16 protein-coding genes are annotated in these 21,581 nt (G+C 37.5%); all 16 read left to right on the top strand.

Annotated features, from left to right (window positions below; translation table 11 throughout):
- The first annotated feature begins 8 nt into the window (after positions 1–8).
- The gene (locus tag OM074_RS12030; protein WP_301199723.1) at positions 9–3,227 is read left to right on the top strand and encodes a SusC/RagA family TonB-linked outer membrane protein; all 3,219 of its coding nucleotides are present in this window, start codon (positions 9–11) and stop codon (positions 3,225–3,227) included.
- Between the two features lie 18 nt (positions 3,228–3,245).
- The gene (locus OM074_RS12025; RefSeq protein ID WP_301199722.1) at positions 3,246–5,033 is read left to right on the top strand and encodes a RagB/SusD family nutrient uptake outer membrane protein; all 1,788 of its coding nucleotides are present in this window, start codon (positions 3,246–3,248) and stop codon (positions 5,031–5,033) included.
- Between the two features lie 38 nt (positions 5,034–5,071).
- Positions 5,072–6,670, top strand: coding sequence for a DUF5123 domain-containing protein (locus OM074_RS12020; protein WP_301199721.1), 1,599 nt, complete (start codon positions 5,072–5,074; stop codon positions 6,668–6,670).
- 122 nt (positions 6,671–6,792) lie between these two features.
- Positions 6,793–8,307, top strand: coding sequence for a right-handed parallel beta-helix repeat-containing protein (locus OM074_RS12015; protein WP_301199720.1), 1,515 nt, complete (start codon positions 6,793–6,795; stop codon positions 8,305–8,307).
- Positions 8,308–8,330: 23 nt separating this feature from the next.
- A complete protein-coding gene (locus OM074_RS12010; RefSeq protein WP_301199719.1) occupies positions 8,331–9,302 on the top strand; it encodes a pectinesterase family protein in 972 nt (323 codons plus the stop codon).
- 105 nt (positions 9,303–9,407) lie between these two features.
- The gene (locus OM074_RS12005; protein ID WP_301199718.1) at positions 9,408–11,111 is read left to right on the top strand and encodes a glycoside hydrolase family 28 protein; all 1,704 of its coding nucleotides are present in this window, start codon (positions 9,408–9,410) and stop codon (positions 11,109–11,111) included.
- 27 nt (positions 11,112–11,138) lie between these two features.
- Positions 11,139–11,882 carry a rhamnogalacturonan acetylesterase gene (locus OM074_RS12000; protein ID WP_301199717.1) on the top strand — a complete coding sequence of 248 codons (744 nt, stop codon included), beginning with the start codon at positions 11,139–11,141 and terminating at the stop codon, positions 11,880–11,882.
- A gap of 62 nt (positions 11,883–11,944) precedes the next feature.
- Positions 11,945–12,895, top strand: coding sequence for an alpha/beta hydrolase (locus OM074_RS11995; RefSeq protein WP_301199716.1), 951 nt, complete (start codon positions 11,945–11,947; stop codon positions 12,893–12,895).
- Between the two features lie 2 nt (positions 12,896–12,897).
- Positions 12,898–14,112 carry a pectinesterase family protein gene (locus OM074_RS11990; RefSeq protein ID WP_301199715.1) on the top strand — a complete coding sequence of 405 codons (1,215 nt, stop codon included), beginning with the start codon at positions 12,898–12,900 and terminating at the stop codon, positions 14,110–14,112.
- Positions 14,113–14,414: 302 nt separating this feature from the next.
- On the top strand, positions 14,415–15,098 hold the full coding sequence (locus OM074_RS11985; RefSeq protein WP_301199714.1) for an NUDIX hydrolase: 684 nt from the start codon (positions 14,415–14,417) through the stop codon (positions 15,096–15,098).
- 161 nt (positions 15,099–15,259) lie between these two features.
- Positions 15,260–16,762, top strand: coding sequence for an L-arabinose isomerase (araA, locus tag OM074_RS11980; RefSeq protein WP_301199713.1), 1,503 nt, complete (start codon positions 15,260–15,262; stop codon positions 16,760–16,762).
- 66 nt (positions 16,763–16,828) lie between these two features.
- Positions 16,829–18,508, top strand: a complete 1,680-nt coding sequence (locus tag OM074_RS11975) for a sodium:solute symporter (RefSeq protein ID WP_301199712.1) — start codon at positions 16,829–16,831, stop codon at positions 18,506–18,508.
- An 11-nt stretch (positions 18,509–18,519) separates the two neighbouring features.
- A complete protein-coding gene (araD, locus tag OM074_RS11970) occupies positions 18,520–19,203 on the top strand; it encodes an L-ribulose-5-phosphate 4-epimerase (RefSeq protein WP_301199711.1) in 684 nt (227 codons plus the stop codon).
- Positions 19,204–19,284: 81 nt separating this feature from the next.
- The gene (locus tag OM074_RS11965; RefSeq protein ID WP_301199710.1) at positions 19,285–20,922 is read left to right on the top strand and encodes a ribulokinase; all 1,638 of its coding nucleotides are present in this window, start codon (positions 19,285–19,287) and stop codon (positions 20,920–20,922) included.
- Between the two features lie 66 nt (positions 20,923–20,988).
- Complete coding sequence (locus OM074_RS11960) at positions 20,989–21,429, top strand: RpiB/LacA/LacB family sugar-phosphate isomerase (RefSeq protein ID WP_363320266.1); 441 nt, start codon at positions 20,989–20,991, stop codon at positions 21,427–21,429.
- Between the two features lie 6 nt (positions 21,430–21,435).
- On the top strand, positions 21,436–21,581 hold a 146-nt coding region (locus OM074_RS11955), incomplete at its 3' end, for a thiamine pyrophosphate-binding protein (protein ID WP_435873443.1).

The raw sequence follows: 21,581 nt of genomic DNA, 5'->3' as shown, positions 1-21,581 counted from the left end.
TTAGTGAAATGAATGAAAATCGATTAAGAAGTAGCAAATTGTTTATGCTTGCTACCTTAATGTTACTGCTTTGTAGCATGAGTGGCTTAGCACAACAGTTGAAAGGAAAGGTGACCGATTCTGCAAATGAACCGTTGCCAGGAGTAACCATAATGTTAAAAGGTACTACAACCGGTACTATTACCGATATTGATGGTAACTATAGTTTAGATGTTAGCAACTCTCAGAATGATGTTATTATAGCTTCATTTATTGGGATGGAATCTCAGGAAATAAAAATAGCGGGCAGAAGCACTATTAATATTGTAATGCTTGATTCACATACGCAGTTAGATGAGGTTGTGGCAGTGGGTTATGGTACTGTTAAAAAACGCGACATAACAGGTTCTGTAGCATCTGTAAAAGGGGATGATTTACAGGCTATACCAGTATCTTCTGCGGCCGAGGCTATTACCGGTAGAATGGCAGGGGTACAGGTTACTGCTACAGATGGTGCACCGGATGCAGAAATTAAAATCCGCGTTCGTGGTGGTGGATCTATTACCCAGGACAATTCTCCTTTGTTGATTGTGGATGGTTTCCCTGTGGAATCTATTTCTGATATCCCTGCTTCAGATATTGAATCTATGGACGTACTTAAAGATGCTTCGTCAACAGCTATTTATGGTGCCAGGGGTGCTAACGGGGTAATTATTATTACAACAAAATCAGGAAAAGAAGGTAAAGTTTCTGTTTCCTATAATGCTTATTACGGGGCAAAGAAAATAGCCAAAACATTGGATGTCCTGGATCCGGAAGATTACGTAAAATGGCAGTATGAAAACACTTTGCTTTCAAAAGGTGAAGATAACATGACTTCTTATACCGATTACTTTGGTGAGTTTCAGGATATAGATTTATACCAGGGCATGAAGGGTAATAACTGGCAGAAACAAGTGTATGGCAGAACAGGAGAGGTATTTAGTAATGACTTGAGCATTACGGGAGGTACCGAAAAAATGAATTATGCTTTTGGTTTTGCTCATTACAATGAAAAGGCAATTATGCTGGGTTCTGATTTTAAGCGTAATAACTTTTCTTTGAAAATGAAATATACGCCAAATGATAAAATCGAGTTTAACTACTCTATCCGTTATTCAGATACTGATATAAATGGTAGTGGGGCTAATGAGCAAAATGAAACTTCATCGGCAGATGCCAGGTTGCGTCACAGTGTTATCTATACACCAATTCCATTAAATGGCTTAGAGTCTGATATTGATGAAGAAGTGGCTTCAAGTGAATTGGTTGATCCTTTAGTAGCTGTTGCCGATAACGACAGGGAGCAAAACAGAAGAAACCTGAATGCAGGTGCCAGTTTTGCCTGGGAAATTATCGACAACCTGAAATTTAAAACAGAGGTTGGTTTAGATAATTATTACTACAATGATGCCCGTTTTTATGGTTTGTCAACATATTATTCAAGAGAGCAGGCTGGTGAATATACAGGTCAACCTGCTGTTAGGTTGATTGATAGAAAAACACAGCAAATCAGGAATACAAATACTTTGAATTACGATTTTAAAGGTTTGATATCCAATGGAGATCATAGCCTTTCGGCGTTGTTGGGTCAGGAAATTATTCATTCAGAAAGAGTTACTAATACTTCGACTATTCAGGGCTTTCCTACCTTGTTTACGTCAAACCAGGCGTTTAAACTTACTTCGCAGGGACAGAATGCATCTGTGGATAATTTCTATAATCCGGATACTCGTTTATTGTCATTCTTTGGTCGTGTTAACTACAATTTCCAGAGTAAGTATATTTTCTCCGCTACATTCAGGGCTGATGGTTCGAGTAAATTTGCCAAAGGAAACCAGTGGGGATATTTCCCTTCTGCAGCGGTTGCTTGGCGTATTTCAGGAGAAAACTTTATGGAATCAACATCTGGATGGTTAGATGACTTGAAACTTCGCTTGAGTTATGGTTCTGCGGGTAACAACAATATTCCTTCTAACCAGATTGTGCAATCATTTGAATCAAAAACTTTGGAAGGACGTGTGAATGAAATTTCAAATTACTGGAGTCCTTCATCAAACCTTGCAAACCCTGACTTAAAGTGGGAAACTACCTATACAAGGAATTTAGGTTTGGATTATGCATTGTTGGGAACCAGATTGACAGGTACTATTGAGGCCTATTATAATACAACAAAGGACTTATTAATTGAATTTCCAGTATCGGGTATTGGTTATAATAGTCAGTATCGTAATATGGGTGAAACAGAGAACAAAGGGATTGAGTTTGCTGTAAACTGGATTGCTGTTGACAAAAAGAATTTTGGATTAAACTTTGGCTTTAATATTGGATTCAATAGAAACAAAATTAATTCTTTAGGAATTATGGAAGATTTTGGAGCCAACTCTAATTGGGCTTCAACAGAGATTAACGATGATTTCTGGATTTATAAAGGAGGATCTGTAGGAGAAATGCAAGGGTATGTTTCTGATGGAAGATATGAAGTTTCTGATTTTGATCGTTACGACGAGGCCAGTGAAACCTGGATTCTTAAAGAAGGTGTAGCTAATAATTCCAGCATTATTGGTGAAATCAGACCTGGATCAATGAAACTAAAAGATTTAACCGGGGATGATGAAGTTACTCTTGAAGACCGCACTATTATTGGTGATGCTAATCCATTGCATACAGGTGGTTTTAATATCGGAGCCAGAGCATACGGATTTGATTTGTCTGCAATTTTCAGCTATAGCTATGGTAACGAGATTTACAATGCCAATAAAATTCAATATACATCAACCAGTAAATATCAATACAGAAATATGATTGATATGATGGCTGAAGGAAAAAGATGGAATAACATTGATTGGTCAACCGGTGAAGTTGTAAATGATCCGCAAACTTTGGCTGCAATGAATGCCAATACTACCATGTGGTCTCCTTATATGAGCAGATATGCCTTTACTGATTGGGCTGTTGAAGATGGATCTTTCTTAAGGTTAAATACTTTGACTTTAGGTTATACCATGCCAAAATCAATAGTGTCAAAAATTGGTGTTAACAGACTTCGTTTCTATGCAACTTGTAATAATGTGTTTATCCTGACAAATTATTCAGGTTTCGATCCTGAAGTGTCTACTCGTAGAAAAACCGCCCTGACACCAGGTGTAGATTATTCTGCATATCCAAAGAGCCGTCAGTTAATCTTTGGTTTGAATCTTAATTTCTAATTGATTAAAAAAGGTAATATGAAGAGTTTACTATATATATTGAGTTTAGTCTTGTTGGTGTCATTTGCATCATGTGAAGACTATCTGGATACACCGGCAAAATCTACTATTGATGAGTCTGTGTTGTTCTCGACTCCGGATTTGGCCAAAGGTGCCGTGGATGGAATCAAGTTTGCATTTACTGAAACCAATAGCCACAGGGCACGTTTTGTACCCTATTATGGTTTTAATACCGATATCGAATTTCATTACAAGTCAACAGAAGGTGAATTTAATGATGATGCTGCATTGGTAGCTTACAGTGCCACTCCACAAAATGGTCGTATGAATTCATCAAACAATGCCTGGGCAATGATTTATCAGGGTATTGAGCGGGCTAATATCTGTATTAAAGGTTTACGTAGCTATGGTAATGTAGAGAACAATGAGGAATTAGCCAGGTTATTGGGTGAAGCCTTAACTTTAAGAGCAATTTATTACGGTGACTTGTTAAAAGCCTGGGGAGATGTGGTGCCTCGTTTTGAGCCAATTACCTCAGAAACAATTTATATGCCTAAGGTAAGCCGCGATTCTGTTTATAAACAACTTATCCGTGACCTTGATGAGGCTGCCGAATTAGTGCCTTGGCCAAATGCAACAAGTGCAACAACTACAGTTGAAACCGTTAATAAGGCATTTGTTAAAGCTTACAGAGCACGTTTGTGTATGGTTGCTGCAGGTTACTCACAATATCCTGATGGAATCAGAAGAAGTACAGATCCTGATTTGACAGTAGAGAAAATGTACCCGATAGCATTACAGGAATGTAAGGATGTTATTGCACAGGAAGGTTTTTCGGTTGAATTGGAAGATGAGTTTGAAACCGTGTTCCGTAAAAACTGTGAAGACAATATTAATGCAGGCGGTGAATCACTTTGGGAAATTCCATGGGCCAATAACCGTGGGCGTTATGTGTCGTCGTTTGGTGTGAAACATACCAGTTCTGATCAATATACCGGAACAGGTCGTGGAGGAAGTGCAGGCCCTAATCCTCACTTATTTTACGATTATGATGTAAAAGATAAGCGTCGCGATGTATCTATCGTTCCTTACAAATGGGCTAAAGCAGTAGATGGATTTGCCACACAAGAACTTAGTACTATTGAAACTTTATATTTTGGTAAGTTGCGTTACGAGTGGATGATTCGTCAGACTTCATCGAGTGATGATGGTATAAACAAAAACTATATGCGTTATGCCGAAGTTATTTTAATGGCAGCAGAACTTGAAAATGAATTGAATGGTGCTTCAGCTGCAGCTCCATATCTTAAAAAACTTCGTCGCAGGGCATTTGACCAGGCTGATTGGTCTGAAAAAGTGGATGCTTATGTAGATGGTTTGTCAACCAAAGCAGATATGTTTGATGCTATTGTAGATGAGCATGCATTTGAGTTTTGTGGAGAAATGGTTCGTAAACAGGCTCTTATTCGTTGGAATTTGTTGAAATCAAAAATTGATGAAGCCAAACAAAAAATGTACAATCTAAGAGAGAGAATTGGTGAGTATGCTGATGTTCCTGAAAAATTGTATTATAATATTGCTGATGATGGTGAAACATTGGAAATATATGGTTTAAACCGAGGCGAAACAGAAGACAAGTCTTCTGAATACGAATTTAATTCAACCTGGGTTGATGTAGAAGAACTACCTGATGAAAGAATTGAATCAATGTATTACTATAATCCCGACGAAAAACAGTTCTGGCCTATATGGCAAGTGTTTATTGATGCTAGTAATGGCACATTGACAAACGATTATGATTATTAGTATTTCCAAATACCGTTGAAAATTTAAATTATAATGAGATGAATAAATTATATAAAATACCAGGATTAATATTGGCATTTGCACTGGCTGTGTTTTTCCAAGCATGTGATGATGATATCGATCCCATCATCGAAGAATTAAACTTTGAAAGAGCTTTTACTCCGCTTGACCTGGATGTAAAAGTACGTAACCAGTTAAATGCTGAGGTAACATGGACCGTATCTCAGAATATTGATCATTATGTGCTCGAAATTCATAATGATAGCATGTTATTTGGAAGTTTAGTTGTTACCCAGGATGTGTTGCCTGCTGAAGTTCCGGTTACTATAGAGCTGGAGAGTGAAGAACAATACTCGGTTAGGATTAAAGCTGTTAGTACTACCGAAGGTCAGGATGAATCAAAATGGGGCGGTATTGCATTTAAAACCAGTAAAGAGAATATTTTCAATCCTTTAACGGATGAAAATATTGGAAAGCAGGAAGCCATATTAAGCTGGCCGGCAGGAAGTGCTGTAACACACTTTATGATAACACCTGGTGATGTGAGAAGAGATTTGAGTGATGATGAAATTGCAGCAGGAGAAGCAACTGTTACCGGATTAGATTTTGATACCGAGTATACTGTAATCATGTTTAATGGAGTTAACCCAAAACAACGTGGTGATATTACTTTTACTACGTTACCTGAGGGTATAACTTTAACTGCTGCTGATGACCTGAGTGCTGCAATTGCCGGAGCTGTTGATGGTGAGATATTCTTGCTTGAAGGTGGTGAGTATACTGCTTATAAAGGTATGATTACAATTGACAAGTCTATTGTATTAAAGGGATTATCATCAGAGGATATGCCTGTTCTTAATGTTCAGTTTGTTATTGCAGATGGTGCAGCAAATGTAGAATTGTCTAACATTGAAATGGATGGTAAATATACAGATGAGTTAGAAGTAGAAACGATTTTGGATCATGCAATTCAGTACTCAAGTAGTGCAACAGCTGTTGGTAATATAACTCTTACAACGTGTAATATCCATGATTATAACAAATCGTTGGTGTCGGCTTCAAGCGGTGCATTTACCGTTGAGTCAATTACTTTCGATGATTGTATGATTGCTGATATTTTAAATGACGGTGGAGACTTTATCGACTTTAGAAAATCGTTCCCTGCAGCAATAACAGTTACAAATACCTCATTTGTAAATTGTGCTACGGCCAACAATCGTGATTTCTTCCGTTTAGATGGTTTTGCAAAAGGAAATGCTTTTGATGATGGAGCTCATACGCCTGTGATTACAGTTACAGCTAATACATTTTATAATGTACAAAATAATGCTTCAGGAGGAAAACGTTTCTTCTATGTGAGATGGCAAAATAGTCCGGAAGTGTTGAATGTGGAACGTAACCTATTTGTGAATAGTACTGCAATTTACTCCTCAGACAGCGATACCGATATGGCTACATTTAGTAAAAACAATTATTTTAATGCACCAGGATTCTTAGATTCAAGCAAGTCTGTTTATGATAATTCAGGAACACACTCAGAGTTGGATCCGGGATTTGCAGATGCAGCAAATAATGATTTTTCAGTTTCAACTCAGGCAATAATTGATGATGCGATTGGAGCCTTGAGATGGCGTTAAAATATTAAAGTAGTATTTGAATAATTTAAATAGAAAGCACATAGATATGGCATTGGTTTGCCATATCTATTGCTTATATAAAGAACCGGTCTTTAAAGATTATTAATTCAATAATTAAAGTAATGAACAATTTTAAGGTACTATTTACTTTTATTTTATGGGCTTTTGTGCTGAATTTTGGCTATACAACCAATTACTATGTGTCAACAAGTGGTAATGATAGTAATTCAGGGACTTCAGTTTCGGGAGCGTTTGCTTCAATTACAAAGGCGGTTTCTGTGGCCGTAGCAGGTGATGCTATTTTAATTTTGGAAGGATCATATAGTTATTCGGCAAAAATTAGTTTAAGTCGTAACGGTACTTCTGAAAACCCTATTGTAATGCAAGCTTATCAAGATGAAACTGTGGTAGTCGATTTTTCATCTATGAGTTTAGATAGTGGAAACCGTGGATTTAGTTTAAGCGGAGATTATTGGGTAGTCAAAGGTATTAAGGTTATTAAAGCCGGTGATAATGGAATGCATATTTCAGGAAACTATAATACAGTTGAAAATTGTGTGTTTTTTGCCAATAGGGATACCGGGTTACAGTTAGGAAATGGGGCCTCAAACAACAATATAATTAATTGTGACAGCTATGGAAATGCTGATCCAACTGATTATGGCGATGCTGATGGATTTGCGTGTAAGATAGATGTTGGTGTTAATAATTATTTTTATGGTTGCAGGGCCTGGTTAAATGTGGACGATGGATGGGATGGATACATGAAAGTGGATACTAAGCCAAATACAATATTAGAAAACTGCTGGACCTGGATGAACGGTTACTTTCTTGACGGGACAGATGGTGGTGCCAGTGCTAACGGAAATGGTTTTAAGGTTGGGGGTAGTGATAAGAAAGATATGGATCACAATTTTACATTGATAAATTGTGTGTCGTTTGATAATAAATCAAAAGGATTTGATCAAAATAATAATACCGGGACAATGAAGTTTTATAATTGTACGGGATATAGAAATAAAGGAAATAATTTTTCAATTCCCATGGAATTGAATGTGGGCAATACTGCAGAGGTGATTAACTGTATTGCCATAGATGGAAAAGTTAGTCTGGGAAGTTTTGTTGATGACCAATACAATAGCTGGAATGGTTTTTCCTTTGATAATAGTGATTTTGTAAGTTTGGATACCACAGGGGTGTCTGGGCCAAGAAATGCAGATGGAAGTTTGCCTGACCTGGATCTGTTTAAATTGTCATCCACAAGTTCTTTTATAGATGAAGGGATTGATCTTGGTTATGCATACTATGGCGATGCGCCGGATCTTGGAGCCTTTGAGTCTGATTATAACGCATCCGGCATATTCACGAAACAAAAAAATCAGGATATATACAATGCTGTAATAATTGGTCATCCTGTTCAATCTCAATTGAACCTGCAAACAGATGTAAGTGTAGGATTATCTGTTGATGTCAGGTTTGTTTCAATAACTGGAAAAGTAGAAAAGGAAGTTTTGGTTGATTTGAACAGCGGGGTTCATGTAAGCGCCATTGATGTTTCTTGCCTTAATTCCGGGCTTTACATTATGACGGTAAGCTCATCAAAAGGTACTGGTAATTATAAGATTATTAAAAAGTAGCATATCGCTGCATATAAAAATATATGATGAAGCAGGTTTTAATTTTTATTGTTTTGTTTTTAACTGTAGGTTGTTGTTCTTGTCATGCCAGTAATTACGACTTTGTTGTAGCAAAAGACGGATCCGGGGATTTTATGACTGTTCAGGAGGCTATTTTTGCTGTGCCGGATTTTCGAAAGGCAACAACAACCATATATGTCAAAAAAGGCATATATAAGGAAAAACTGATATTGCCTGCATCAAAAACAAAAGTAACCCTTGTTGGAGAGAACAATAAGGAGACTATTATTACGTATGATGATTATGCTTCAAAAAAGAATAGTTTTGGTGAAGAAATGGGAACAACGGGTTCGTCTGGTTTTTTTGTATTTGCTGATGAATTTACAGCCCGGGATATCACATTTCAGAATTCTTCAGGCCCGGTAGGACAGGCAGTGGCCGTAAGGGTAGATGGAGATAAGGTAAGCTTTGTCAACTGTCGTTTTCTGGGGCATCAGGATACATTATATCCTCATGGTGAAAATAGTCGTCAATATTATAAAAACTGTTATATAGAAGGGACTGTCGATTTTATTTTTGGATGGTCAACTGCTGTTTTTGAGGATTGTGAAATATTCTGTAAAAGCAAAGGCTATGTAACCGCAGCATCAACAACAGAAGAAACGCCTTATGGTTTTGTTTTTATAAAATGTAAAATCCACGGAAATGCTCCAGATAAGAGTGTTTATTTGGGCAGGCCATGGAGGCTTTATGCTAAAACAGTTTTTATTGAATGCCAATTGGGTAAAGTAATTAAGGATGAAGGTTGGCACAACTGGAATAAAAAAGATGCAGAGGAAACCGCATTTTACGCTGAGTATAAAAACTCAGGAAAAGGATATACCCCTGATAAGCGTGTGGGGTGGTCAAAGCAATTAAGTGATAAGCAAAAAGAAGATTATACATTAGAAAATATATTTAAGGGTTGGATTCCGGATTGTTCAACTATTAAATAAGGAAATGAAAGAGAGTGGCTGTTTTTCAGCCAGAAGGAGCTTTGTGTGATGCACAGTTGGTATATGATGGACTTAATAAGTTAAATGTTAATAAATAAAGATAGTATGTTAAGCAGTAGAAGAGTAATTGAAAATTTGTTATTCGTGTTTCTGTTGACTCTGGTAGCTTGTAATTCAGCTCAGGATAAAGTAGAAATCGGAGATGAAATTTATAGTGGTGTTGAATTCCAAATGCCAAAAGTAATTGAGCCCGGGTTTTCGGAATATACAGTTTCGATAACAGAGTTTAATGCAGTGCCTGGTGGTCAGGTACTCAATACAAAAGCTATTGCAGATGCCATTCACAATGTTGTTTCCCATGGAGGAGGAAAGGTTGTGATCCCAAGGGGAATTTGGTTGACAGGGCCTATTGTATTGCAGAGCAATGTGAACTTGCACGCAGAGGCCGGGGCGTTGGTGATCTTTAGTACAAATAAGGATCTGTACCCATTGGTTGAAACAAGTTTTGAAGGACTGAATACTGTTCGATGCCAGTCACCAATTTATGGTAAAGACCTAGAGAATATTGCTATAACAGGAGATGGGGTTTTTGATGGATCCGGTGATGTTTGGAGAATGGTGAAGAAATCAAAACTCACAGAAAGCCAATGGAAAAGGTTGGTGGCAACAGGTGGGTTTGTTGATGAAAAACGCAAAATCTGGTACCCTTCAGAGAGTTTTAAAAAAGGAGTGGAAATAAGTGATATGAATGTTCCTAAAAACTTTGATAAACTAGAAGACTATACTGCGATAAGAGACTTTCTTAGGCCTGTAATGGTGAGTTTGGTTAATTGTAATAAAGTGCTGTTGGATGGGCCTGTATTCCAAAATTCTCCGGCCTGGAATATCCATCCATTGATGTGCCAAAACCTTACGGTTAGAAATATTGATGTTAGAAATCCATGGTATTCCCAAAATGGTGACGGAATTGATATTGAATCTTGTAAAAATACTTTGCTATACAATTCTACTTTTGATGTGGGCGATGATGCAATTTGCATTAAATCTGGAAAGGATAAAGATGGAAGGGACAGGGGCATTGCCAATGAAAACCTGATTGTGAAAAACTGTATAGTCTATCACGGTCACGGAGGTGTAACTGTTGGTAGTGAAATGTCCAGTGGAGTTAAAAATATGCATGTTTCTGGTTGTACCTTTATTGGAACAGATGTAGGATTAAGGTTCAAAAGTACAAGAGGCAGGGGAGGAATTGTTGAAAATATTTACATATCGGATGTTGATATGATTAATATTCCGGCAAATGCTATTTCTTTTAATATGTATTACGGAGGATTATCAGTCTCAGAGATGTTGGCAAAAAGTAAGGAAGGCAATGCCGTACAGGAGATACGTGAGGTAACGGAAGAAACTCCTCAGTTTAGAAATATTAGTATTAAAAATGTAACATGTAAAGGCGCTCATACTGCTGTTTATTTGCAAGGTTTACCCGAAATGAACCTGGAGAATGTATACCTTGAAAATATTAATATGGTGGCCAACAATGGCTTGTTGTGTATGGATGCTAAGGGGGTAAGGATTAAGGATATGAAACTTATTACAGATGCTAAACCAGCTGTTAATTTTATAAATGCAAAAGATGTTGAAATAGAAGGCTTAGATCTGGGTGATTCTTATGAATCGATGGTTTCCATAAGTGGAAGTGTAACAGAGAATGTGTCCATCGGATTTACATCAAAAGCCGACATAGAACAAGTTTTAGTATTGGATGAATCGGTCAATAAAGAATCTGTAAAAGTATCAAAAAAGTAATAAATTTATTTCCGAAAAAATTCTATTATGAGAAAGATATTATTGGCGATGATTGTAATGGGGGCTTTGTTCTCATGTAAAAAAGAAAAGCCCTTTACCATATTTATGATTGGCGACTCAACTATGGCCATAAAAAGAGCAGAAGTGTTTCCTGAAACAGGTTGGGGTATGGTTCTTCCCAACTATTTTGATTCGCTGGTGGTTGTTGATAACCATGCAGTAAATGGAAGGAGCTCAAAAAGCTTTATAGGCGAAGGAAGGTGGCAGGTTGTATTGGATAGCTTAAAATCCGGGGATTTTGTTTTTATCCAGTTTGGGCATAATGATCAAAAAGTTAAATCGCCCGATAGGTATACTGAGCCTTATGGAGAGTATACAAGCAATTTAGTTAAGTATGTTAAGGAATCCCGACAAAAAGGGGCTGTTCCAATTTTGTTCACTTCGATAGTCCGCAGAAAATTTGATGTTGATGGAAAACTTGTGGATACCCATGGTGAATACCCACAGGCCATGAAAAAGGTGGCGGAGGAATTAACAGTACCTGTTGTTGACCTCCAAAAATTAACGCATAGCATGGTGGAAGCATTGGGGACTGAAGAATCAAAGGAATTGTATTTGTGGACTGATCCGGATGATCAATTCCCTGAGGGAAGAAAAGATGATACACACCTTTGCACAGAAGGTGCCGAAAAAGTTGCCAGGTTAGCAGTTATTGAACTGGCTAAAATCAACCAGAAGCTGGCAGAACATATTATAAATAAAGAAGAATAAGAAAATATATGGAGGTTTGTTGTAAAATAAGGCACGAGTTGGAGGTTTTTAGATGTAGTATTTTGATATTATTTCTTTTTGTCGCCAATTATAATTTTGCACAAACCGATTACCCAAGGGATACCTCGTTTACTGTAAATTCAGCCTGGAATAAAGTAAAAAAGAAATATCCATATACTTCACCTGTTACATCAACCAAATCGGATAAAATTATTGGACTTTCCAATCAGGTGTATCGTGTTCGGGGAAACCGAATGTTGCATATGGATATTTTTATGAAGCCAGGAACAGATAGTTGTAGTCGTCCGGTTGTTTTAATGATTCATGGAGGAGGGTGGCGATCGGGAGATAAATCCCATTTGAAACCTTTGGCCATGTTTTTGGCACATAATAATTATGTTGCAGTTCCGGTAGAGTATCGTTTGTCAAAAGAAGCCAGGTATCCTGCTGCAATATATGACCTAAAGGAAGCATTACGGTTTTTAAAGCATAATGCAGCGCTTTATAAAATTGATACATCAAAGATTGCAGTTTTGGGAACTTCAGCAGGTGGAACCCTTGCCGGACTGCTCGCCACAACGTGTGGTATGGCAAAGTTTGATGATCCCAACTCTGTTTTTCCTAATTCCAGCTCTGCCGTTCATGCGTATATAGATATGGATGGGGTGTTGGATTTTACAGATCCTTCTGAAAGTGGAAAAGATCAGGATCCACACAAACCATCTGCTGCTGCAATGTTTTTTGGGGAAACATTCAATGAAAATCCTCAGGTATGGAAAGAGGCATCTCCTATAAATCATGTTTGTGCCAATCCCTTGCCAACTCTTTTTGTTAATAGTTCCCTTCCTCGTTTTCATGCCGGAAGAGATAAATTTATCCATATTTTAAGTTCAAACGGTGTATATAGCCAAGTGCATGAGATAAAGAATACACCACATCCGTTTTGGCTGTTTTATCCGTGGTATGATGAGGCTAAGGAATATGTGGTTAAGTTCTTGAACAAAATTTTTTAAGTATGGTTCTCAGGATAATTATAGGATTGTTAATGTTGGGCTCAATATCGTTAAAGGCTGCAAATGATATTGTAGTGGCAAAAGATGGTTCCGGTGATTTTAAAACCTTGACAGAAGCTATTGCCAGTTTGCCATACTATAATTATGAACGGATTGTTATTTACCTTAAAAATGGTGTTTATAACGAAAAGATTAAAATAAGGTGTGACTATATTACTATCAAAGGTGAAAGCAGAGATAGTACAGTTATACAATATGCCCAGCTCCGTGAGGACTGGCAGGAAAACAAAGATGATATTGGCCCTGCGGTGATTAATATAGAAGCTGATGATATTGTTTTGGATAACCTGACGATTAAAAATACCCAGCCCAGGATAGGGCCACATGCCTTTACTATTCTGGGGAATGGTACCCGCACCATCATTGTTAATTGTAATGTTACAAGTAAAGGTGGAGATACAGTTTCGTTGTGGGATTATAAAACGGGTATGTATTATCACGACAACTGTTATTTTGAAGGGGCTGTTGATTTTGTTTGTCCAAGGGGCTGGTGTTATATTTCAAATTCCACATTTAAAGAGTTAAAAAACACCGCAGCCATTTGGCATGCAGCACCTACTAACCCAAACCAGAAATTTGTTTTAAGAAATTGTGATTTTCTTGGGGTGGATAGCTTTTATTTGGCCCGTCACCATTATGATGCGCAGTTTTATTTATTAAACTGTAGGTTCTCTTCATACATGAGGGATAAGAGTATACAGCATGTAACCTATCCTGATAAGCCTTATAAGAACAGGCCATATATTTATGGCGACAGGTATTATTTTTATAATTGTTCCAGAGAGGGCGGAAATTATAAATGGTTTGCCAATAACCTTGATTCAATTTCTCTTCATCCGGATAGGATAACTCCAGAGTGGACTTTTGACAGACTTTGGGATCCAATGGATACATCAAAGTTGAATATCAAAAAAGTAGAGTATCAGCAAGATCTTCTATGCTTATGGTTTGATGAAATAGTTATGCCAGAGGGAGAGTTTAAAGTTATTACTAAAACAGGAATTCTATACTCATATGTTTCAGGATCAGGTAGTAAGTGTTTGAAATTGGTTGCCGGAAACACTGCAAAGAAAGCTGAAGAATATTCATGTTTGCAAGTTTATAGCGGTAATGTAAAAAATATTATAGCCACGGTTGAGCCTCGGTACCTTAAGTAACATCATAATCTGCAACAAATCTTATTAGTAACCAAATCATACAAACTTCATTCTTTCATATATATCCGATAATCTCTAATTATAATTGTACTTTGTACTTTTATTATTTATGCAAACAAGTGTTTAGTTGAGGTGTAAAGGTTTAAACTTTGTAAGTTTCTTAAAATTAGTAACAAAAACAGGTTTTTTCTGCAATTTCATATGTACATTTCTAAAGAAATGTAAAAAAATCAAAAAAAAGTAATTGAAAAATTATAATAGTAATAGATACTATTATTATATTTGTAGCATTGATGTTTTACATGGGCGAAAAGTACAACAAGTTTTCAAAATATTTTGTAGCTGTTGACTGCGTGATTTTTGGTTATGAAGATGGTGATTTAAAATTGTTACTTTATCATCGGGGTTTTGAACCTGCAAAAGGAATGTGGTCTTTGATGGGAGGATTTGTTGGCGAGAAAGAATCGTCGGATACAGCTGCCCGACGGATTTTAAAAAATATTACCGGATTAGAAGATATATTTCTTGAACAAGTGGAGGTTTTCACTGAACCGGAAAGGGATACGGAAGACAGGGTTGTCAGTATTATTTATTATGCATTGATAAGGATCGATAAGCATAATTCTGATAAGGTTCGTGAAAATGGTGCACATTGGTGGTCGATGAAGTCGTTACCTGATTTTATTTTTGACCATAAGGAAATGGTGAATAAGGCGCTGGAAAAACTCCAGTTAAAAGCAGGAATGGAACTGGTAGGAAGTGAGTTGCTTCCCGATAAGTTTACTCTGTTGCAACTAAGGAGGTTATACGAAGCAATTTTTCAGAAAGAATTGGATACCGGTAATTTTAGGAAAAAAGTATTGTCTTTAAAAGTTCTGCAACGTCTCGATGAAAAAAATACGACGGAATCAAGGCGTGGTGCTTATTATTTTAAATTTATTGAAGGAGCTAAGGAAAAATCCTTCGATAGAATTGTAAAAATATAAGATGCAATAAAGATTGCATTTTTTTTAGGGTTAATAATAGTACAAAGTACTACAAAATTAATGATGTGCTGTAATATTATGGGGGTATGTATTGAAAAATAGGTATATACAAAATAGTAGGGCAGTATATATAAAAGGTAGAAGTAAAAATCAGTTTAATTATGAAAACATTAAATCAATTAGAAGTTTGGTTTGTGACAGGAAGTCAGCATTTGTATGGTCAAAAAACTTTAGATCAGGTAGCTGAACATTCAAAAGAGATTGCAGCAGCATTTGATGCTTCATCTGAAATTCCTGTTAAAGTTGTTTGTAAACCAACAGGAACAGGTTCTGCTGAAATACATAACATTTGTAAAGAAGCTAATAGCGCTGAAAACTGTATTGGAATCATTACATGGATGCATACTTTTTCACCTGCTAAAATGTGGATTCATGGACTAAAAGAATTGAATAAGCCTTTATTGCATTTACATACTCAATATAATAAGGAGATTCCATGGGATGATATTGATATGGATTTCATGAACCTGAACCAAAGTGCACATGGGGATAGGGAGTTTGGACACATTACTGCACGTATGCGTTTGAACAGAAAAGTAGTGGTTGGACACTGGCAAGATCCTAAAACCGTATCAAAAGTTGCAGGATGGTCTCGTGTTGCTGCTGGTTGGGCTGATTCTCAGGATATGTTGATTGTACGTTTTGGTGATCAGATGAACAACGTGGCTGTAACAGATGGAGATAAAGTGGATGCTGAAAGAGTATTCGGATATCATGTTGATTATAGTCCAATTGCTGATTTTGTAAAGGTACAGGATGACGTAAGTGATGAGGATGTTGCTGAATTGGTAAAAATATATGAGGCTGAATATGATTTGGCTGATAACTGCAAAGAAGGTGGAAAAGATCGTGACCAGGTTGTGAAAGCTGCACGTATTGAAATCGGACTTCGCAGATACCTTGAAGCAAAAGGAGCTAAAGCATTTACTACAAACTTTGATGATTTAGAAGGTGTAGATCAGTTACCAGGTTTAGCTTCTCAGCGTTTGATGGCTGATGGTTATGGTTTTGGTGCTGAGGGCGACTGGAAAACAGCTGCTTTATGCCGTACAATGTGGTATATGGGACAAGGATTGCCAAATGGATGTTCTTTCTTAGAAGATTATACTTTAAACTTTGATGGTGAGAATAGTTCTATTCTTCAGGCTCACATGTTAGAGGTTTGTCCTTTAATTGCTGATGGTAAACCAAAATTGGAAGTTCATCCCTTAGGAATAGGTGGCAAAAATGATCCTGCTCGTTTAGTGTTTACAAGTAAAACCGGACCAGGAGTAGCAGCTACTATTGTTGATATGGGAAGCCGTTTCCGTATGATTATTAATGCTGTTGATTGTATCGAATCAAAAGATCTTCCAAAACTTCCGGTTGCAAGTGCTCTTTGGATTCCTCAACCAAATTTTGAGGTTGGAGCTGCTGCATGGATTTTAGCAGGAGGTACTCACCATACTAGTTTCTCGTATGATTTAACAGTAGAGGATTTACTTGATTATGCTGAAATAGCTGGTATTGAAGCAGTGGTTATTGATAATAGCACTACTATCCCTGCATTCAAGAAAGAACTTCAGTGGAATGATCTTTATTATCACTTAGCAAAAGGAATATAATATCTATATAAAAAAATGGTGTGTGGTTTCACACGCCATTTTTGTTAACTAAACAGTTTAGACAAAATGACTACATTAGATTGGATTGTTATTGGAGTATTCTTTATTGTTTTAATTGCCATTATTGTATGGGTAGTTAGCCAAAAGAATAAAAACTCAGAAGATTACTTTTTAGGAGGTCGTGATGCTTCCTGGATTGCAATTGGGGCATCTATTTTTGCTTCCAATATTGGTTCGGAACACTTGATCGGTTTGGCGGGAGCCGGAGCTTCAAGTGGTATGGCAATGGCTCACTGGGAAATCCAGGGCTGGATGATTTTGATCCTTGGATGGGTTTTTGTACCATTTTATTCCAGGAGTATGGTATTGACTATGCCTGAGTTTCTTGAACGAAGATATAACAAAGAGTCAAGGACTGTATTGTCGTTGATTTCTTTGGTGAGTTATGTATTGACAAAGGTTGCTGTTACGGTTTATGCCGGAGGTTTGGTTTTTCAGCAGGTTTTTGGTATTGAAGAAATGTGGGGAATTGATTTCTTCTGGATTTCTGCAATAGGCTTGGTATTGTTAACTGCTTTATATACCATTTTTGGTGGTATGAAATCGGTATTGTATACTTCTGTACTTCAAACTCCGATCCTGTTAGGAGGTTCTTTAATTATTCTTGTGCTTGGATTAAAAGCTGTTGGTGGATGGGAACAAATGTTGGAAATTTGTGGTGCTACTAAAGTGAATGAATATGGTGACACCATGGTAAATCTGATTCGTGATAATGGTGATCCAGATTTTCCTTGGTTAGGTGCGTTAATTGGTTCTGCAGTTATTGGTTTCTGGTATTGGTGTACTGACCAGTTTATTGTACAAAGGGTATTGTCGGGTAAAAACGAAACACATGCTCGTCGTGGAACTATTTTCGGTGCTTATTTAAAGTTATTACCTGTATTCTTATTCCTGATTCCAGGTATGATTGCATACGCTATGGGAGCAAAAGGAGATGTAATGCTAAATGGTGAATTATATGTATTGCCAAGTGCTGATGCTGCTTTCCCTTCATTGGTTGCTAAGTTGTTGCCTGCCGGTGTTAAAGGTTTAGTAGTATGTGGTATATTAGCGGCATTGATGAGTTCATTAGCATCCTTGTTTAATTCATCGGCAATGTTGTTTACTATCGATTTCTATAAACGATTCAAGCCTGAAACGCCTGAGAATAAGTTAGTAAAAATTGGTCAGATGGCTACAGTGGTAATCGTAACCCTGGGAATTTTATGGATTCCTATCATGCGTAGTATTGGAGATGTTCTTTACGAATATTTACAGGATGTTCAGTCGGTGTTGGCTCCAGGAATCGCAGCAGCGTTCTTGATGGGGATCACCTGGAAAAGAGCATCTGCTAAGGGTGGATACTGGGGCTTAATGTCTGGTTTTATCATTGGTATTACCAGATTGGGTGCTAAAGTATATTATAACTCTGTGCCTAATGCTCAGGACAGCTTGTTTAAAGCAGTATTTTTTGATACCAACTGGTTGTTCTTCTGTGGATATATGTTATTAGTATGTATTGCAGTAGTGGTTATTGTCAGTATGTATACCAAAGCGCCAAGTGCAGAGAAAATTCAAGGTTTGGTTTTCGGCACATCAACTCCTGAGCAAAGAGCTGCTTCCAGAGCAAGCTGGAATGCCTGGGATGTATTTCATACTGTCGTAATTCTTGGATTTACAGTAGCTTTTTATATTTATTTCTGGTAAAAAAATAAGTGATGTTAGAGCAATTAAAAGAAAAAGTTTTTAAGGCAAATCTGGATTTGGTTAAACATGGCCTGGTTATTTTTACCTGGGGAAATGTTAGCGCCATTGACAGAGAGAAGGGATTGGTTGTGATTAAGCCCAGTGGAGTGGAATATGACGTGATGAAAGCTTCTGATATGGTTGTGGTAGACTTGGATGGCAATGTGGTTGATGGCAACATGAAACCATCATCTGATACCCCAACTCACCTTGAGCTATATAAGGCTTTTCCTGAAATTGGAGGTGTGGTTCATACCCATTCTACTTATGCTACGGCTTGGGCTCAGGCCGGGAAAAGTATTCCTATTTTGGGAACAACGCAGGCTGATTATTTTTATGGAGATGTTCCTTGCACCAGGTCAATGACCCAGGAGGAAATTGCTGGTGAATATGAAAAAGATACTGGTACTGTGATTATTGATGCTTTTGCTGACCGTAATCCAAATCATGTGCCGGGTGTTATTGTTAAAAACCATGGGCCTTTTTCATGGGGAAAAAATGCTGACGATGCAGTTCATAATGCTGTGGTATTAGAGCAGATTGCAAAAATGGATTTCATTGCACTTCAGGTGAATCCAAATGCAGATATGAACGAGCATTTGACTGAGAAACATTTTAACCGTAAGCACGGTGCTAATGCCTATTACGGTCAATAAACATAGAATTGGGTAAGGATGAATAAGGAACCGGGGTAGGCAAAATGCTTATTCCTGGTTCCGATTATTAAATTGAAAACAATGAAAAAGCAATATGTAATAGGGTTAGATTATGGATCTGACTCAGCAAGGGCATTAATTGTTGATGTAAACACAGGTGAAGAAATGGCTTCTTCTGTAAAATATTATCCTCGTTGGATGGAAGGTAAATACTGTGTGCCTTCTCAAAATCAGTATCGTCAGCATCCAAAAGATTATTTGGAGGTAATGGAAGCTACTATTACAGAGGCGTTAGCTAAATGTGATGCTTCAGTAGCAGAAGGTGTTGTGGGAATATCTTTTGATACTACTGGTAGTACACCTGCATTAACTGATGCCAATGGAACTCCTTTGGCCATGTTGCCTGAGTTTGAGGAGAATCCTAATGCCATGTTTATTTTATGGAAAGACCATACTGCTGTTAAAGAGGCTGATGAAATTAATGAATTGGCACGTAAGTGGGATGTGGATTTTACAAAGTATGAAGGGGGTATCTATTCTTCAGAGTGGGTGTGGGCTAAAGTTCTTCACACTTTGCGTAAAGATGATGCGGTTAAGGGAGCAACTGTTTCCTGGATTGAGTATTGTGATTGGTTGCCTGCTGTTTTAACTGGTAAAACAGGATTGAAAGAATTGAAGAGAAGCCGTTGTGCTGCAGGACACAAAGCGTTGTGGCACACAGACTGGAATGGACTTCCTCCTGAAGAGTTTTTAGTAGAACTTGGCCCTGAATTAAAAGGATTGCGCGAGAACTTATTTGAAGAAACATATACAAGTGATGAGGCATTTGGAACTTTAACTGCTGAGTGGGCTGAAAAATTAGGACTTTCTACTGATGTGATTGTTGGTGTAAGTGCTTTTGATGCACACATGGGGGCTGTTGGTGCCGAGATTGAAGCAAATACTTTTGTGCGAATCATGGGTACGTCTACTTGTGATATTATGGTGTCGCCTGAAGAAGAGTTGGGTGATAAATTGATACCTGGTATTTGTGGACAAGTTGATGGTTCTGTAATCCCTGGTATGATTGGATTAGAGGCTGGTCAGTCTGCTTTTGGTGATGTATATGCATGGTTTAAAAATGTATTGGCCTGGCCATTGCAGTTTATCGATGATAAAGATCAGGCTAAAGCAATTGAAGATAAAATTATCCCTGCGTTATCAGAGGAGGCTATTAAAATTCCATTGGAAGAGTCTACTATTTTAGCTACGGATTGGTTAAATGGCCGTCGTACTCCGGATGCTACGCAAAACGTAAAAGGTACTATTACCGGATTAAACTTAGGATCTTCAGCTCCTCGTATTTTCCGTGCTTTAGTAGAAGCTACAGCTTATGGTTCTAAAGCTATTGTTCAGCGTTTTCTTGATAACGGAGTAAAAGTAGATCAGGTTGTTGCTATTGGTGGTGTTGCAAAAAAATCAGATTTTGTAATGCAAACTTTGGCTGATGTACTTGGAATGCCAATAAAAGTTGCCCGTTCTGAGCAGAGTGTTGCTTTAGGAGCTGCTATGTTTGCTGCTGTTGCTTCAGGGGCGCATGCCACTATTGCAGAAGCACAAAAGGCAATGGGACAAGGATTTGAGAAAGAATATGATCCGATTCCTGAAAATGTAGAGGCATACAAGTCATTGTATGATAAGTATATAAAATTAGGAAAGTTTACAGAAGAAGAACTGTAATTATATTTAAGACGATTAATGGGATTGGAGAAGGATACTGTTTTTCTCCTTCCCATATTTTGAATCATGGAAATGGTTATTGGATTGGCTTCAGATCATGCAGGGTATGAAATGAAGAACAGAATTATTGAGTACCTGAATCAAAAAAGTATTGTTACTAAAGATTTTGGTACGGTCTCTCCTGAAAGCTGCGATTATGCAGACTATGCTCACCAGTTAGCAAATGCCATAGAAAATAAAGAATTAAAAGTTGGATTGGCGTTTTGCGGTAGTGGAAATGGTATTAATATTTCTCTGAATCGTCATAAAGATGTTCGGTCGGCTTATTGTTGGAAACCGGAAATAGCAGAATTGGCCAGACAGCATAATGATGCTAATGTTTGCACCGTGCCTGCAAGGTTTTTGAATGAAGATGAGGTGATTGAAATAATCGAAGTGTTTTTGGCAACAGGTTTTGAAGGTGGGAGACATCAAAAACGAATAGAAAAAATAGAAATAACAAACTAATAAACAATGATGCAAGATGTAGCAAACAAAGCGGCTGATAATATCAGGTTATTAGCGGCAGCAATGGTTGAAAAAGCAAAATCAGGACACCCGGGCGGCGCCATGGGAGGAGCAGATTTTATTAACATTCTTTATTCTGAGTACCTTAACTA

It is taken from the genome of Plebeiibacterium marinum (assembly GCF_026013615.1).
Classification (GTDB): domain Bacteria; phylum Bacteroidota; class Bacteroidia; order Bacteroidales; family Marinilabiliaceae; genus Saccharicrinis; species Saccharicrinis marinus_A.
This window is presented reverse-complemented; position numbering and strand designations above follow the sequence as displayed.